Origin of the sequence: Sorangium sp. So ce362 (genome assembly GCF_051519845.1) — a bacterium.
Classification (GTDB): Bacteria; Myxococcota_A; Polyangia; order Polyangiales; family Polyangiaceae; genus Sorangium.
This window is the reverse complement of sequence record NZ_CP150332.1, coordinates 2,446,359-2,463,522: the sequence shown is the minus strand read 5'-3', so window position 1 is coordinate 2,463,522 and position 17,164 is coordinate 2,446,359. Positions and strand designations below refer to the sequence as shown.

Here is a 17,164-nt window from a genome sequence, read left to right as displayed (position 1 = left end):
CGGTGGCGCGCGGTGCCGCCGAGCGCGAAAAACAGCGCGCAACTTGAACAATTGCAGCAACAACGATGGCGTCGCCGGTCCGCTAGCACTCCGGCAGATGGACCCCGACCTCCAGCGGAACCTCGACCACGTTCACCGCGAGGCCGCCGCGCGCCGTCTCCTTGTACTTCGACTCCATGTCCGCGCCCGTGTCGCGCATCGTCTTGATCACCTTGTCGAGGCTCACGAAGTGCGCGCCGTCGCCGTGCAGCGCCAGGCGCGCGGCGCTGATCGCCTTGATCGCGGCCATCGCATTGCGCTCGATGCACGGCACCTGGACGAGCCCGCCCACCGGATCGCACGTGAGCCCGAGGTTGTGCTCCATCGCGATCTCGGCCGCGTTCTCCGCCTGCGCCGGCGTGCCGCCCAGCCCCTCGGCCAGCGCGCCCGCGGCCATCGAGCACGCGGAGCCCACCTCGCCCTGACACCCCACCTCCGCGCCGCTGATCGACGCGTTCTCCTTGTAGAGAAGGCCAATCGCGCCCGCCGTCAGCAGGAACCGGACGACCCCCTCGTCCGTCGACGTCGGCACGAAGCGCCGGTAATAGTGCAGGACCGCCGGGATGATCCCCGCCGCGCCGTTGGTCGGCGCCGTCACGACGCGGCCCCCGGCGGCGTTCTCCTCGCTCACGGCGAGCGCGTAGAGGCTCACCCAGTCCATCGCCGTCAGCGGATCCCGCAGGCCCGCCTCGGGGCTCTCGATGAGCTTGCGATACAGGGCCGGCGCGCGGCGCGTCACCTTGAGGCCGCCCGGCAACACGCCCTCTGTCCGGAAGCCGCGCCGCACGCACTCCTGCATCACCCCCCAGATCCGCAGGAGCCCCGCCCGGATCTCCGCCTCGGGACGGAAGACCTTCTCGTTCTCCAGCATGACCTGGCTGATCGACAGACCGCCCGCCGCGCACGCGGCGAGCAGCTCCGCGGCGCTGTGAAACGGATACGGGAGCGGCGTCGCGTCCTGCTCGATCGGACTCTCCCCCTTCGCCGCGGCCTCGTTCACCACGAAGCCGCCGCCCACCGAGTAATACACGCGCGCGCGCAGCGGTTCGCCGCCCTTGTCCAGCGCCGTGAAGCGCATCCCGTTCGGATGAAACGGCAAGCTGCGGTGCAGGAAGGCCAGATGCCCCTTCACCTCGAAGCCGATCTCGTGCCGGGCGAGCAGCGACAGCCGGCCGCTCTGCCGCACGCCCTCGACGATCTCGCCCGCGCGCTCGACATCCACGCCGTCCGGCGTCTCGCCCATGAGCCCGAGGATCACGGCCTTGTCGCTGCCGTGGCCGCGGCCCGTGGCGCCGAGCGAGCCAAACAGCTCCACCCGGACCGCCGCGGTGCGGACGAGCAGCCCCGACGCATCGAGATCCACCGCGAACATGCGCGCCGCGCGCATCGGCCCGACCGTGTGCGAGCTGCTCGGCCCGATGCCGATCTTGAAGAGGTCGAAAATGGTAACTGCCATGGATGCTGGAACGCCGGAGAGCCCTCGCCGGAGGGCCTGTTGACGCCCACGGACACTACGAGATGGCGCCGGCCACCGCCACTGTCGCGCCAGCGCGGCGCAGGGCAGCACACCAAACGCAGCGACGGCGAGCAGGCGCAGGCCGGCGTGCCCGAGGAGCTCCGGGAGAAAACGCCCGGCGCGCCCGACACCCGCCGGCGTGGCGCCCCCGTCCCGGTGGTATACTCGGCCCGTCTTCCCGCACTTCCATCACCCTCCAAGATCCAAGATGGCAACCCCCATGCGCCATGTCCCGGCCCTGCTCCTCGCCGCCTCCCTGCTCGCCCCCGCCGCCGCGCGGGGCGACGGCCCGGCCCCCGCGCCCGCGCAGGGCGCGCAGGCCAGGCCGCCGGCGCTGGAGGTGACGATCGACCGGGCCAAGGTGGACATCAAGGGCCGCCAGATCGAGGTCAAGCTGTCGCGCGCCGCCGCCAAGGTGCGCATCAAGGTCGTCGGCCAGTCGGGCGCCGTCCTCGCCGAGGAGGAGAAGCCGTTCGGCGGGGCCGCCGCCGGCACGCCGCTCGCCGTGACCTGGACGCCCTCGAGCGACGAGACCGTCGCGCGCATCGAGGTGTACGGCCACGACACCCAGGGCTACTGGGCAGGGGTCGCGATCATCCCGTGGAACGTGAGCATCCCCCACGAAGAGGTGCAGTTCGAGACCAACTCCGACGTCATCCGGGCGCCCGAGGTGCCGAAGCTGGAGGCGAGCCTCCAGAAGATCGCGGAGATCGTCGCGAAAACCAGCGAGCTCGGCAAGATCACCCTGTTCATCGCCGGCCACACGGACACGGTGGGCAGCGTGGAGCACAACCTCGCCCTGTCGCGGCGGCGCGCCCGCGCGATCGCCGCCTGGTTCAAGGGCCGCGGCCTGAAGCTCCCGGTGGCCTTCGAGGGGCTCGGCGAGTCGGCGCCGCTCGTGAAGACAGCGGACCAGACGGACGAGCCGCGCAACCGCCGCGTCGACTACATCCTGTCGATCGAGCCGCCGCGGCTGCCGTCGAGCGAGGCGTCCTGGAAGGCGCTCTGAGGCGAGCCGGCCCCTGATGAAGACCACCGTTCTCGCCGTGGGGACCCGGGGCGACGTCCAGCCCGCCATCGCGCTCGGCAAGGCGCTCTCCGCCCGCGGCCACGCCGTCCGCGTCCTCGCCGGCAAGAGCTTCCACGGCTGGATCGAGGCGCACGGGCTCAAGGCGACGCCGGCCAGCGTCGACACGGTCGACATCATGGAGAGCGACCTCGGCAAGGCGTGGGTGTCGCGCGGCACCGATCCCCTGGCCCAGCCGCGGATCCTGCAGCAGATCATCGATCGCTTCGGCGCGGCGATGGCCGAGGACGCCCTGCGCGCCTGCGAGGGCGCCGAGCTCATCCTGAGCAGCTTCACCTCGGACTCGTACGCGGCGTCGATCGCCGAGGCGTCCGGCGCGGTGCAGATCAGCATGCCGCTCCAGCCCTCGATCCTGGCCACGCGCCACGGGCCGACCGCGACCGTCGCCCCCGTCCCGCGCCGCGACAGCCTGCTCAACCTCCTCGTCGGCAAGCTCCTGATCGAGCCGACGGTGTGGCGCTGGTACGGCGGCGTGACAAACCGCGTGCGCACACGGCTCGGCCTGCCGCCGCAGGACCGGCGGGGGTACCTGGCCGCGCTGCGCCGCATGCTGGTCGTCCACGGCTACAGCGCCCACGTCGTCCCGCACCCGCCGGACTGGCCGCCGAGCTTCCACACGACAGGCTACTGGTTCCTCGACGAGGGCGGAGACTACCGGCCGCCCGAGGCGCTCGAGCGGTTCCTCGCGGCGGGCGAGCCGCCCGTCGCCCTCGGCTTCGGCAGCATGACGTCCCACGATCCCGGCGCCACCACCCGGCTCCTCGTCGACGCTGTCGTGCGGAGCGGCCGGCGCGCGGTCCTGCTCTCGGGCTGGGCCGGGCTCGGCGACACGGCGCTGCCCGACTCGATGCTGCGGGTCGACGCCGTGCCGCACGACTGGCTCTATCCGCGCGTGGCCGCGGCGGTGATCCACGGGGGCGCCGGCACCGTGGCCGCGTGCCTGCGCGCCGGGCGGCCCTCGGTGGTCGTCCCGCACCTCGGGGACCAGCTCTTCTGGGGGCGGCGCGTCGAGGAGCTCGGCGTCGGCCCGCGCGCCATCCCGCGGCCGCGCCTCACCGCCGAGTCGCTCGCGACCGCGATCCACGCCGCCGCGACCGACCCCGGCATGCAGCAGCGCGCCGGGGAGCTCGGCCGCAAGATCCGCGGCGAGGACGGCGTGGCGACGGCGATCGACCACATCGAGCGGCACCTCGCGGCGCGGGCGTGACGCACGCGTCGTGCTCGGCGAGACGCTCGCCACGAGCACGCTCACATCTACGCCGCTTCATCCTGGCTCACCCCGGCACGCCCGGCGTGCCCCCGGAGGCCCGGCAGCGCAAGGGAGTCGGCGATGGGCGCTCGAGCGCCCGTGAGCGCCTCGCCGCCGCGGGCACCGATCATCGAGCCGTCCACGACGTGTCCGGACACACAATTTTGTCTGAATGGAATAATTCACAGGGATTTTGCGTCCTGCGCGTCCGTGACGGCTCTCCGAAGTATGTGCTCCCCCGGATCTCGGCTAGCCTGGGGCCCATGGCGGCGGCTCCCGTTGCGGTAGGTGATGTGCTCGCGGGCAAATACCGCGTGGAGCAGGTCGTTGGTGCGGGCGCGATGGGCACGATCGTCGCCGCGTGGCACATGGAGCTCGATCAGCGCGTCGCGATGAAGTTCCTGCACGCGCCCGGCGTCGAGGGCGGCGACCCGGCGGAGCGGTTCCGGCGCGAGGCGCGCGCGCTGGCCAGGATCAAGAGCGAGCACGTGGCGCGCGTCCTGGATGTCGGTTCGCTGCAGGACGGAATGCCCTACATGGTGATGGAGTTCCTGGACGGGAACAACCTCGCCGAGGAGATCCGCGGGCGAGGGCCGCTGCCCGTGGTGGAGGCGGTCGGGTACATCCTCCAGGCGATCGAGGTCATGGCCGAGGCGCACGCCGCGGGCATCGTGCACCGCGATCTCAAGCCGGCCAACCTGTTCCTCGCGCGCCGGCCCGACGGCGGGCGGATCCTCAAGGTCCTCGACTTCGGTATCTCCAAATCGCTGCTCGGCGGCTCGCGCGACGAGCTGGCCCTGACCAAGACAGCGGCCCTCCTCGGGTCACCGCTCTACATGTCCCCGGAGCAGGTGCGCTGTGCCAAGGACGTGGACGCGCGCACCGACATCTGGGCTCTCGGCGTCATCGTGTACGAGATGCTGACCGGGCGGACTCCCTACAACGGCGACTCCGTACCGCAGCTCTTCGCGTCCCTGCTCCACGAGGTGCCCCCCACGATGGCCCAGCTCCGCCCCGACATCCCGCGCGAGCTGGATACGGTGGTGATGCACTGCCTTGCCAAGGAACCCGAGCACCGGTGGAGGAACGTCGGTGATCTGGCGTATGCGCTCCTCGGGTTCGGTCCAGCCGGGGGCCACGTGCACGTCGAGCGCGCGCGCCGCGTGCTCGGGCTCTCGGACACCGGGCTGCCGCGGCTCAGTCAACCCGGCGTGACGTTCGGCCCGCCCGGCGTGACGTTCAGCCCGCCCGGCGCGCTGACCGGGGGCGCGCAGCCCGGAGCGCGCCTGTCGGTGCCGCACGGCGGGCCGTCCACCGCGGCGTCCGTGGAGATGGGTCCCACGGTGAGCTCGTGGAGCCAGACGGGCCAGCCGCCGCGCGCAGGGCGCAAGAGCGCGTTCGTCGGCCTGGCCCTCGCGTCCGGCGCCGCCCTCGCCGTCGGCGCCGCGATCTCGCTCGGCGCGGTGCTCTTCCTGCGCTCCGGGGGCACAGCCGGCGACGGACAGGCCCCCGCGCCCGCGGCGACGCTGCCGCCGACCGCAGCGCCGGAGCAGGCGCGCGGAGCGCCGGAGCAGGCGCGCGAAGCCGCGCCCGGCGCCGCGAGCGTCGCCGCGCCCGAGGCGGCCCCCCCCGCGCCGGAGCCGTCCGCGCCGGAGCCGCCCGCGCCTGCCAGCGGCGGCCCGGCAGCGCCACCGCCGGCGGCGTCCTCCAGCCCGCCTGCGCCTGCCGCCGCCGCCCCGCCGGCGAGCGCCGTGGCCCGGCCCGCCGAGCGCCCGCAGCCCGGCCCGGGCGCGCGCCCGGAGCCGCGTCGGAGCAACGAGATCAGCGACTTCGGCGGGCGGCGCTGAGCGCGGCGCCCGCGTCAACCGGACAGCGGCCCTCGGGCCCTGTCACGGACAGCTTGGAGGAGAGTACAGGACGAATGAGATGGCATCAGCGAAGCATCGCACTCCCCGCCTGCCTGGGTCTGTGCGCGGCGTTGATCTCCGGGGCGCTCCCCGCGCGGGCGGAGCCGAGCGCCTCCGAGAAGGCAACGGCGGAGGCGCTCTTCGACGCGGCGCTCGATCTGATGAAGCAGGGGCGCAGCGCGGAGGCGTGCCCGAGGCTGGAGCAGAGCCACCGCATCGACCCGGGGATCGGCACGCTCCTCTACCTGGCCGAGTGCTACGAGAACACGGGCCGCACGGCGAGCGCCTGGGCCACGTTCCGCCAGGCCGCGTCCGAGTCGAAGGCCGCAGGGCAGGCCGATCGCTCCCGCAAGGCGCAGGCGAGGGCGGCCCGGCTGGAGCCGAGCCTGTCCAAGCTGAGCATCAGCGTCGCGCCGGAGAACACGTCAATCGAGGGGTTCTCGGTGCGCTCCTCAGGAAACCCCGTCGAACAGGCGGTCTTCGGCATCGCGATCCCGGTGGATCCGGGCGAGATCACGATCGAGGCGAGCGCGCCGGGGCATGAGGCCTGGACGACGACCGTGAAGCTGGGGAGCAACAAGGCCGCGACGAACGTCGATGTGCCGCCGCTCAAGCGGGTCGAGGGACCGCCGCCCACCCCGGTAGAGCCGCCGCCCAGCGAGGCAGGTGGCCCTGCGCCGGCGCCCGCGCGCGGCGCGCCGGCGGCACCGGCGCCGGCGCCGGCGGCGGGCGGCGACACGATGCGCCTGCTCGGCCTCGTCGTGGGCGGCGCGGGCGTCGTGGGGCTCGGCGTCGGGACGTTCTTCGGCGTGAAGGCCATCTCGAGGAACGGCGACGCGGAGGGCTACTGCAAGGGCGGCAGCACGTGCGAGGATCCGCGCGGCGTCACGCTGACCGAGGAGGCCAGCAGCGCCGCCACCGTCTCGAACATCGCGTTCGGGCTCGGGGCAGCCGCGGTCGTCGGCGGCGCCGTGCTGGCGTTCGTCGTGGCGCCGGCGCAGTCGTCGCGCGTTCAGGTGGGGCCGATCGTGGACGCGCGCAACGTCGGGCTGCGCGTCGGAGGGACCTTCGAATGAGGCGCATGATCGGGCTCCTGTCGCTCGTCCTGCTCGCCCCGCCGGCGCTCTTCGGCTGGCTCGGCTGCCACGCCATCGCCGGCATCGAGGACCGCACCTACGTTCCACCGGAGGAGCAGCAGGAGCCTGCCCCCGTGAGCGAGGCGTGCGCGTCGTACTGCGCCGACGTGATGGCGAACTGCACGGGCGAGCATCAGGCCTACTCCACGCTGGACACCTGCCACGGCGTGTGCGCGGCGCTCCCGCCGGGCGATCCCCTGGAGCCGGTGGACAACACGCTCGCCTGCCGCGCCCGCCAGGCGGGCCTGGCGGGGCGCACCGGCGAGCCCGCGGCGCACTGTCCGGCGGCGGGCCCGGGCGGCGACGGGGTCTGCGGGAGCAACTGCGAGAGCTACTGCATGCTGCAGGCGGCGGCGTGCTCGCCCGAGCTCGACACGCACGAGGAGTGCATCGCCAAGTGCGCGGGGCTCCCGGACGCCGACGGGTTTGACGTCATCGCGAACCACGAGGGCGACACGCTGCAGTGCCGCCTCGTGCACGTGAGCTCCGCGACGGTCGACCCCGACGAGCACTGCGTTCATGCGAGCCTGATGCCGGTGGAGCCGTGCGCCGAGCCGGAGGGGACGGAGCCGACCTGCGAGGGCTACTGCCAGGTCGTCATGATCTCGTGCGCGGGCGAGCTGGCCGTCTACGAGTCCACCGAGCAGTGCCTCGCCGTCTGTGCGGCGCTCCCGCCCGGCGGCACGGAGCACCGGACCGAGAACACCGTGGGCTGCCGCCAGTACCACGCCTACAGCGCCATGCTGGCTCCGGACACCCACTGCGGGCACGCGGGGCCGGGCGGCGACGGCCATTGCGGGACCGACGGCGACGCCACGACCACGGGCAACTGCGCGTCGTACTGCACGCTGCTCGAGGCGGCCTGCAATGACGCCTTCTACGATCTGTTTGGCGGGGACCGGGCCGCGTGCGAGCTCGATTGCGGCGCGGTGTCGGGAGCGGGCCACGACTCCGGCTACGCCGTCGCGAGCGCCGAGGGCGACACGCTCGCCTGCCGGCTGCTCCATGTCAGCCGCGCGTTCGAGGATCCGAGCGTGTGCGCCGCGGCGGTCGGCGACGCCCCCTGCCAGTAACGGAGGGCGGCGATCGCCGCGTCGACGACCGCCTCAGCGGCGACTCAGAATCTGCCCCCCAGCGCGACACGGACCGTCGCGAGCTTGCCCTGCTCCAGACCGAACCCGAGCGGCTCGTCCAGCGCCACGAGCAGCCCGGCCCGGAAGTACAGGCCCGACGTGGGCGGCTCCACCCCGACGAAGGGCTCGGCCGCGAGCTGCAGCTTGTCGGTCTCCGTGAGCGGGAAGGCGGCCTGGAGCCGCGCGCCGACCCCGAACCCGCCCACGCTGCGCAGCTCCGCCTCGTTGCTCTGCTCGATGAAGAGCTCCGTGTCGCCGCTGTCCGTGGGGATGGCCAGCATCGCCACGAGATCGCTCCGCACATAGAACGCCTCGATCGGGCGCAGCTCGATGCCGCCGCGGACCCGCAGCGGGACGTGCTCCAGCAGCGCCCGCTGCGCGTCGAAGTACCCCCGCACGGCCAGCGCCGCCGCCGCGGCCGCCTTCGTGTCGTCGGACGGATCCTGCGTGATGGGGATGGAGGCCGAGAGCCCGCCGATGAGCATCATCATGGGGAGAATGCTCGCGGAGTAGTGGAGTCCTATCGAGGGATTGCCGAAGAAGAACCCCTCGAGCTCCGGCGCGACGGTCGCCGCGTCGTGCTCCGCCGGGCCGGGCGCGCTCGCCTGGGTGCTCCCGTACGCAAAAGGCAGCTCGGCGTCGAGGTGGAGCCCCGCGACGAGCTTGATCTGGGCGACCACCGCGAAGGACGCCACGAAGGAGCTCCCCACCACGCCGCCGCTCGTCCCGTCGCCGCTCGCGGCTTCCCTGCCGGGGAGGTTCGCCTCGATGGTGCGGGTGAGCACGTCCGCCTCCATGCCGAGACGGAAGCCATGGGACTTCGCCCACTGCCCTTCCGCGACGGTCTCCTCCGCGAGCGCCGGCGCGGTGAGCGAGAGCACGAGAGAGAGGGCGGCGAGGGACGATGCAGGCTGGCGCATGCGGATAGGATATCGATTTTTCCGGACCGGGGCCATCCATCGGGACCATGGCACAGGCAGCCCAGTGCAGGGGCCATGACCCGGGCTCCGGCTCCTCTGCAGACTCCATGGGTGCATGGTTCGAGCAACAGCATCGAGCAAACGCGATGGGACGCCGCGGGTCGTGGGGACAGATAACGAATTTGCCGGTCCGCCGCTGGTTCGACGGACCCACGTGAAGAGGCGCACCTCACGCGGAGAGCACATGGGGTTCGAGAGCTTTCTGGTGCCCATGAGGACGACGAACAGAAGTACAGGTACAGCACCGTCACGAATCGACGCTTGAGCTCCGACAACGATGCGTCCCGGCAGCCGCTCCAGCGCTCGTCCGGAGAGACGGACGGGCGTGTCCCCGAAGGTCATGCTCCTCCCCGAGACCGACCAGGGTTGAGCGGGCCGAGCGGGCCCGCGGCGCGCATGTAAGCAGGCGAACTCATGTTTCCCAACAGGACGCGCGCGCGTCTCCTCGGGACGCCGGCGGCTCCGGACGCGCACTCCGCTGTGCACCCACGCCAGCCCGGATGCCGAGAGAACCGCCATCAATTTTCGTCCGAACCGAATGTAGTCCGTGTACCCTGGCCTACGTCTCCATGCTCCATGACCTGCTCCCCGCGCTGATCGCCAGACTCATGGAGGCCACCTGCTTCGAGGACGCCGCGACGGCGGTGCTGCAGGACATGCTCACCGGCGTCAATGCGGCGCTGGCCGCGAGCCCGCTCGCGCGGCAGGGGCGCGTGCTCCGCGGGGTTGTGCACCTTCGCCCCGGAGGCGGCTACCAGCGCCTCTTCGGCCTCGAGCACCGAAGCGGCGCGCGGGTCGAGGGCACGGGGTATCTCACCTCGGGCAGCGTCTGGCGCTGGCTCGTCGAGCACCGCTGCTCGGTCTCCATCGACGTCCAGCTCGGCGTGCTGCGCCCCTGGCTGCCGGACGGCGCGCCCGCGCACGTCGAGCGGCGCGAGGGGGCTGGCCTGCCCGGCAGCGAAACGCGCGAGCGGATGCTCGGGCGCGACGCCACGCACGTCCACGTGGTGCCCCTGCGCGCGCCGGGCGGCGCCGTCGAGGGAATGATCGCGCTGGAGGTCAGCTGCAAGCAGGCGATCGCGAGTGAGCTCGTCTGGCGCGGGTGCTACGAGGTCCTCGAGCTCCTCGCCAGCGCCGCGGCGCCCTATCTGCGCGCGTTGCCGCCCCGGCCTGCCAGCGCGGCGTACGCGGACGAGTTCCTGCCGGTCGTCGGCCCCACCACCGCAAGCCTCATCGACCTGCTCCGCGTATTCGCGCGGCAGGAGGAGACGATTCTCATCAGCGGTCCGACCGGCGCCGGCAAGTCCCGGCTCGCGCGCTGGTGCCACGAGCAGTCGGCGCGCCGCGGGCAGCGGTTCGAGACGCTCGACCTGCTCAGCGTGCCCGAGGACCTGCAGATGGCCGAGCTCTTCGGCTGGAAGCGCGGCGCCTTCACCGGCGCGGTCCGCGACAACCCGGGCGCGATCGCGCGCGCCGCGCAGGGGACGCTCTTCATCGACGAGGTGGACAAGCTCTCACTCAGGGCCCAGGCGGGCCTGCTCCACGTGCTCGAGGAGCGGCGCTACCGGCTGCTCGGCGACGAGGGGAGCGAGCGCCGCGCGGACGTGCGTTTCATCATTGGCACCAACACCGACCTGCGCGCGGCCATGCGCGACGGCCGTTTCCGCGAGGATCTCTACTACCGGATCAACGTGCTGCCCGTGCGGCTCTCGCCCTTGACCGAGCGGCTCGACGAGGTGCCGCTCTGGGCGGACTACATGCTGAGCCGGCGCCACCGCGAGGGGGGCGGCCAGAGCGCCGCGCGCGTCGGGCCCGATGCCGTGAAGCTCTTGCTCGACGTACCCTGGCCGGGCAACCTGCGGCAACTCGACAACATCATGCGCCGCGCCTACGCGCTCGCGCTGGCCGAGCGGGGCGGCCCCGGCGGCGAGCTCATGCTCCAGCGGGGCCACGTGGAGCGCGCGCTCGCCTACGAGGGCGCGCCAGACAAGGGCGCGCCGCTCACGCAGATCTGGCGCGCGGCGCACGCCTTCGTGAAGGAGGTAGAACGGCGCGCGCGCGAAGGCACGCCGCTGCCGCTCGAGCTCGCCGAGGCGTTCCGGGGACTCGTGCTGGGCGCGGCGGTGAGGCGGACCGGGAGCCGCGAGGAGGCATTCACGCTGCTCGGCCAACAGCAGCTCATCAAGAACCGCAACCACCACCGAGCGCTGCGGCGGGAGCTCGACCGGGTCCGGGAGCTGGCCGACAAGCTGGGATGCGAGATCGATCCCGATCTCGCCGCGCTGCTCAAGGAGGAGGCCGAGACGCCGGCGGAGGGGCGCTGACGCGCGCGCCGCCGCGCTGGACGGGAGGGGAGGAACGAGCCGCGCGCCCAGCTTGACACTCGATGAGGCGCGGCGGTTTCATTGGCGCTGAGGCGTTTGCGTTTGCGGTTGCGCTGCGCGCCGCGTCGCGCGGAAAACCGCGGACCTCATCACACGGAAGAGACGGGCATGCACCAAGCCAATTCGTTGCTCGCCGGTGGAGCTGCGTTCGCGGATCGATACGAGCTCCTCTCGGAGATCGGAATGGGCGGCTTCGGCGCGGTTTACAAGGCGCGGCAGCTCACCACCGGGCAGGCGGTGGCGCTCAAGATCATGCGGCCGCCCGAGCAAGACGGAGCGGCCCAGATCGAGCGGCGGATCGCGCGGTTCATCCGCGAGACGCAGCTCTGCGCGCAGCTGCACCACCCCAACATCGTCCCGCTCGTCGACGCCGGACGGGTCGGGGAGCAGCTGCTCTACACCGTCTTCTCCTTCGTACCCGGCGAGACGCTGGCGGACGTGCTCGCCCGGGAGGGCGCGCTCGCGCCGCGGGAGGCGCGGCACCTGATGCTGCAGGTGCTCGACGCGCTCGCGTGCGCCCACGCGCAAGGCATCATCCACCGTGATCTCAAGCCGCGCAATATCATGGTGCTCGCCTCGGGTGCGCGCCGGAACGCGGTGGTACTCGACTTCGGCATCGGCGCGCTCGTCGGCGCCGGGGCCGAGCAGCACATCCAGCTGACCGGCACGAACGAGGCATTGGGCACGGTGGGCTATGCCGCGCCCGAGCAGCTCCGCGGCCTGGACCCGACGCCCTGTGTGGACCTGTTCTCGTGGGGGCTGGTGTTCCTGGAGTGCCTTACCGGAAAGCCCGTGTTCCACGGGAGCTCAGCGGCCGACATCCTGTACGCGCAGCTCAGTCCGGAGCCGGTGCCGATCCCGCGCGCGCTCGATGGCCACTGGCTGGGCGGGCTGCTCCGTCACGTGACCGACAAGAACGCGGCCACCCGCGACGCGCACGCCGCGGCGCTCGTCCCCGCGCTCGAGGTCGTCGATCTCGGCGATCTGTCGCGGGAGACGATGGTCGGCAGCCCGCCCCTCCCTGGCAGCAACCATGGCGGACCGCGCTCGGTGCACGCCCTCTTCGAGGCCACCATCGTGGCCCGGCCCGGCTCCACGTCGCGGCCCACGGCCGAGGGGGAGCGGCGGCAGCTCACGGCGGTGTGCTGCGCGATCGATGTGCTCGCCGACGCGCCAAAGGCGCTCGACGTGGAGCAGGCCGATGAGCTGCTGCGCGCGCAGCTCGGGCGCTGCGCCGAGATCGCGTACCGCTACCGGGGGCACGTGGCCGCCACGCTCGGCGATCGGTTGCTGATCTATTTCGGCTATCCACGGACCGAGGAAGACGACGCGCAACGCGCCGCCCGCGCGGCGCTGGAGATCGCGGCCGCGGCGCAGGCCGAGGGCGAGCGGCTCGCCGCCCGAGGCGTGCGGCTCGACGCGCGGCTCGGGGTCCACACGGGCGTCCTCGTCGCGCAGGAGCGCCGCGCCGCCGCTGGGCTCACCGTGGGCGCGACGCCGCGCAAAGCCGCGCGCATCGCGGCGCTCGCGCCGGCAGGGGGCGTGGCCGTCTCGGTGGAGGCCCATCGGCTGCTGCGGAGCGCCTTCGAGTTCGATGACGAGGGGCCGCGGCGCGGCGACGCGGACGGCACGCCCGCCGAGATCTTCGTGCTGCGGTCCGAGCGAGGAGCCCGGTCGACACCTGACGCAGAGAGCCGCGAGGCGCCCCTCTTCGGCAGGGAGCAGGAGATGGCGATCCTGCTCGATCGCTGGCGCCGGACGCGCGCGGGCGCCGGGCAATGCACCCTGATCACGGGCGAGCCCGGCATCGGCAAGAGCCGGCTCGCGCGCGCGCTGCGCGCCAGGCTGGCGAGCGATCCCCACACCTTCCTGGAGCTCCGCTGCGCGCCGGACACGCAGCACAGCGTGCTCTTCCCGGTAGTCGACATGCTCGGGCGCGCGCTGGGGCTCGATCAGGAGGCCTCGCCCGAGCGCCGGAGCGCGCGGCTCGAGGCGCTCCTCTCGAATCACGGCTTCACGCTGGCGGAGGCGATGCCGCTCTTCATGACGCTCCTCTCCCTGCCCATGGCACCGCCCCACGCCGCGCTCGACGTCTCTCCCCAGCGGCTGAAGGAGCTGACCCTGAACGCCGTCCTGTCGCTGCTCTTCGGGATGGCCGAGGAGCGCCCGCTGATGCTGGTGGCAGAGGACTTGCATTGGTGCGACGCCACGACCCTCGAGCTGCTCACGCACCTCGTCCACGAGGCCCCCTCGGCTCCGGTGTCAGTGCTTATGACCGCACGACCCGAATTCTCGCCCCCGTTCTCGACGACCGGTGTTCAGCAGCTCCCCTTGAGCCGCCTCGAGCGTGCGCACGTGGAGGAGCTGGTCACGGCGCTCCTCCGCGGAAAGTCGCTGCCCTCCGAGGTGATTGATCAGGTCGTGACCCGAACGGACGGGGTGCCGCTGTTCGTGGAGGAGCTGACCCAGATGCTTGTCGAGTCGGGCGTGCTGGTCGAGCGGAACGATCGGTACGAGATGGCGCGCCCGCTCGCGCGGGAGGAGATCCCGAGCACGCTGCGAAACCTCCTGATGGCGCGCCTGGACCGGCTGGATCGGGCCAAGAAGACGGCTCAGCTCGCAGCGGCGTTGGGGCGGGAGTTCAGCGTGGAGGTGCTCTCGGTGGTGAGCCCGTTTGAACCGGCCGTGCTGCAGGAGCACCTGGACCACCTGGTCGGCACGGGGCTTGTGCTGCGCCAGCGCCGGATGAAGGCTCCAGGGTGGGCGTTCAAGCACGCGCTCGTCCGGGACGCGGCGTATGAGTCGCTGCCGCGGGAGATGCGGAGGGAGGTCCACGCGCGGATCGCAGGCGTGCTGGAGGCGCACTATCCCCAGTGGGTGACCGACCGGCCGGAGCTCCTCGCCCATCACTACACCGAGGCCGAGCTCGTCGAGCAAGCGATCCCGTACTGGATTCGAGCAGGGCAGAAGGCCCTGCAACAATCCGCCAGCCTGGAGCCGATCCAGCACTTCGAGCGAGCGCTCGATCTGCTCGCGACCCGACCGGATACGCCCGCCCGCGTCGCCCAGGAGCTCGGCCTGCGGCTCTCCTTGTCGGTGGCCCTCATCGGCGCCCACGGCTACGCCGTGCCGGCGGTGGGCGCGGCGTACGAGAGGGCGCGTGAGCTGTGCGACGCGCTCGGCGACTCCAGGCAAAATTTCTCGGTAATCTGGGGGCTCAGCGCGTTCAACTGCGTGCGGGCGCAGCTGGACATCGCTCTCCACCTCTCCGTGCGTGCCCTGGGTATCGCCGAGAAGGAGAGCGATCCGGCGCTCCTCGTGCCCGCCCACCTGCTGCACGGAGGCAACCACCTGTGGCGGGGCGAGCTCCGCACCGCGGAGGAGCACCTCGGCCGCGGCCTGTCGTTCTACGACGCCGCCGAGCACAGCGCCCTGGCGGCCGTCTATTCATACGATCCCGGGACGGCGAGCATGGCGTACCTGGCCATGACCCTCTGGTTCTTGGGCTATCCGGATCAGGCGATCCAGATGGCGCGCGCCGCGGTCGCTCAGACGAAAGCGCGGGGACACGCCCACAGCTATGCTCATAGCCTGTTTCGCGCGCTCCAGGTCGCCCTGCTGCGCGGTGAAGGCGGCGCGGCGCTCGAGGAGCTCCCATCCCTTCTCGCGGTCGCCGAAGACAAAGGGTTCCCCGTGTGGCACGCCGCCGGCATCTTCCTGCGAGGCCGGGCGCTCTGCCTGGAGGGGCAGGTGGATCGAGGAATCGAGGACATGCGCGCGGGGTTCCGGAGAACGCTGGAGGCTGGCGCGCAGATAGTTTACCCCGAATTCGCGTTCGGGCTGGCCGAGGCCCTCGGGGGGCTCGGCCAGCATGAAGAGGCGCTGGAGGCCGTCGCCGAGGCGCTCGATCACGTGGTCAGGACCGAGGGCCGCCTCTACGAAGCCGAGCTCTATCGCCTCCGAGGCGACCTGAGCCTGCGAGCTGACCCGACCGCCTCCGGCGCGGACCGGGCCGAAGAGTCCCTGCACAAGGCCGTCGAAATCGCTCGCCACCACCACGCCAGATCCTGGGAGCTGCGTGCCGCGCTCAGCCTGGCACGCCTGTGGCATCATCAGGGGAGAGGCGCGGCCGCGCGGAGGCTGTTGAGCGACTCATACACCTGGTTTGCCGAGGGATTCGACACCTCGCATCTGAAGTCGGCCAAAGCGACGCTCGACGAGCTCTCCGGAGAGCCCGTCCATTCGATCGAAAAAACCTGACAACGCGGAGAACGGCCATGAGTGATTTGAACAGGACCAGCGACAAGAAGCCGAAAGGATTGCTCTCCCTGCTCTACTGGATGAAGAACAACCCCGATATCAACGCTGAGTTCCACGAGGACATGAGTGCTACCATGAAAAGCCGCTTCGGCATCACGAGAGATGACCCCAGGGCCCAGCTGCTCTTGAAGATCGCCGACGTGTCTACCAAGCCGGACGAAGTGAAGCCCCTGCTCGAGCAGCTCCTCAAGGAGCACCTGGTCGAGGAGCTCATGTCGACCGAGCTACAATTCTGGTGACTGTCGTCGCAAGTCCATCACCTCGAGCGCCGTGACCCCTCCCCCCGGGACCGAGATAGATCCATGATGTGGTCCAGTCATGAAATTATCGAGCTAGTCGCGCCGAGGATCCCCGGCGTGTGCGTGGACCACGCCGTCAGGTCCAACCTCGGTGCGCTCACGGCGCGGCTCCCGGACATGTTCTCTTCGTACTACCTCGAGTGTCGCCTCTCGGCGGCGCAGGAGCAGGTCGACTTCCTCGCCTGCATCGCCCCGTCTCCCCGCGACGAAGATCCCCTGGGGAGGATCCGTGCCGCGGCCGAGGGACCACCGGACCATCTCACGCGCGAGCCGGCCTGGCGATTCGCCTGGGACGTCATCCGTCGCTGGGCGACCCTCACCCATGAAGGCTCCAGCAGGATGCCCTGCCTGTGGCTCGAGTTCGACCACGTGAACACGCGCCCGGCGGCGCAACAGTCTCCATCGATCTGGATCTGTGTCGACCCCGAATACCCGGCGCCACGCCTCCCCTCGGCTCCCTGGGACGCTCAGGACTCGTACGAGAGTTGCCTGAGCTTCTTGACGCCCGCCGTCCCTCCAGCCTTCGAGGGGCTGCTGTCCGCGAGCAACCGGTGCGCGATGGAGGCTTGCTTCCGGCGTCTCCCGCCCTCTGGTCGCATCATCCACGTATCCTTCATGCTCGCCAGAGAGCCGGCGACGATCAAGCTCTACGGCTCCGTTCCCAGGGCTCATCTGATAGGCTATTTGAAGGACCTCGGCTGGCCCGGCCCGCTCGATTCGCTGCAGCAGCTCGCGCATACCTTCTACACGCCCGAGACGGCCGACGACACCGTCTATTTCGATCTCTCGCTCGACCACGCGCTCCTGCCCTACGCAGCGATCGCCTTCTCGCAGCTCCAGATGGACCACCCGGCGCGCTCCGACCCTGGGCGGGGCGCGCTGCTGAGGTCGCTCGAGGAACACGAGCTCTGCGCCGGCGACAAAGGGCGTGCGCTACAGACCTGGCCGGGGAGCGCTCGCGAGTTGAGCCCCTCGATCTCGGCCAAGACCCGTATTCATCGCTGGCTTGACGTGAAGATCACGCTCCACGCGGAGCAAGGCATCGGCGCGAAGGGTTATCTGGGCTTCGCGCCGGTCCTCTCCGTGTTCTGACAGACGAACCGCAGAGACAGAG

At 71.5% G+C, this 17,164-nt stretch carries 11 protein-coding genes; 9 read left to right on the top strand and 2 right to left on the bottom strand.

Annotated features, from left to right (window positions below):
- Positions 1–82: 82 nt before the first annotated feature.
- Complete coding sequence (locus WMF17_RS09770) at positions 83–1,495, bottom strand: L-serine ammonia-lyase (RefSeq protein ID WP_437601699.1); 1,413 nt, start codon at positions 1,493–1,495, stop codon at positions 83–85.
- A gap of 268 nt (positions 1,496–1,763) precedes the next feature.
- On the opposite strand from WMF17_RS09770, the gene WMF17_RS09765 reads away from it, so the two are divergent.
- From WMF17_RS09765 to WMF17_RS09745, 5 genes are all read left to right on the top strand, one after another.
- Complete coding sequence (locus WMF17_RS09765) at positions 1,764–2,564, top strand: OmpA family protein (RefSeq protein WP_437649015.1); 801 nt, start codon at positions 1,764–1,766, stop codon at positions 2,562–2,564.
- 16 nt (positions 2,565–2,580) lie between these two features.
- A complete protein-coding gene (locus WMF17_RS09760; RefSeq protein WP_437649013.1) occupies positions 2,581–3,849 on the top strand; it encodes a glycosyltransferase in 1,269 nt (422 codons plus the stop codon).
- 305 nt (positions 3,850–4,154) lie between these two features.
- The gene (locus WMF17_RS09755; protein WP_437649012.1) at positions 4,155–5,738 is read left to right on the top strand and encodes a serine/threonine-protein kinase; all 1,584 of its coding nucleotides are present in this window, start codon (positions 4,155–4,157) and stop codon (positions 5,736–5,738) included.
- Positions 5,739–5,869: 131 nt separating this feature from the next.
- Positions 5,870–6,874 carry a hypothetical protein gene (locus WMF17_RS09750; RefSeq protein ID WP_437649010.1) on the top strand — a complete coding sequence of 335 codons (1,005 nt, stop codon included), beginning with the start codon at positions 5,870–5,872 and terminating at the stop codon, positions 6,872–6,874.
- On the top strand, positions 6,871–8,007 hold the full coding sequence (locus WMF17_RS09745) for a hypothetical protein (RefSeq protein ID WP_437649008.1): 1,137 nt from the start codon (positions 6,871–6,873) through the stop codon (positions 8,005–8,007). Before WMF17_RS09750 ends, WMF17_RS09745 begins: the two co-directional genes overlap by 4 nt.
- A 44-nt stretch (positions 8,008–8,051) precedes the next feature.
- Here WMF17_RS09745 and WMF17_RS09740 read toward each other — a convergent pair whose 3' ends face one another.
- Positions 8,052–8,987 carry a hypothetical protein gene (locus tag WMF17_RS09740; protein ID WP_437649006.1) on the bottom strand — a complete coding sequence of 312 codons (936 nt, stop codon included), beginning with the start codon at positions 8,985–8,987 and terminating at the stop codon, positions 8,052–8,054.
- Between the two features lie 668 nt (positions 8,988–9,655).
- Here WMF17_RS09740 and WMF17_RS09735 point away from each other — a divergent pair.
- From WMF17_RS09735 to WMF17_RS09720, 4 genes are all read left to right on the top strand, one after another.
- Positions 9,656–11,371: a sigma-54-dependent transcriptional regulator gene (locus WMF17_RS09735; protein WP_437649004.1), complete on the top strand. Its 1,716-nt coding sequence runs from the start codon at positions 9,656–9,658 to the stop codon at positions 11,369–11,371.
- A 168-nt stretch (positions 11,372–11,539) separates the two neighbouring features.
- Entirely contained in the window at positions 11,540–15,691 is a 4,152-nt protein-coding gene (locus tag WMF17_RS09730) for a TOMM system kinase/cyclase fusion protein (protein WP_437649003.1), read from the top strand.
- Between the two features lie 17 nt (positions 15,692–15,708).
- Positions 15,709–15,990 carry a hypothetical protein gene (locus tag WMF17_RS09725; RefSeq protein WP_437601687.1) on the top strand — a complete coding sequence of 94 codons (282 nt, stop codon included), beginning with the start codon at positions 15,709–15,711 and terminating at the stop codon, positions 15,988–15,990.
- Positions 15,991–16,053: 63 nt separating this feature from the next.
- Positions 16,054–17,142 carry a hypothetical protein gene (locus tag WMF17_RS09720; protein ID WP_437649001.1) on the top strand — a complete coding sequence of 363 codons (1,089 nt, stop codon included), beginning with the start codon at positions 16,054–16,056 and terminating at the stop codon, positions 17,140–17,142.
- The last annotated feature ends 22 nt before the right edge of the window (positions 17,143–17,164 follow it).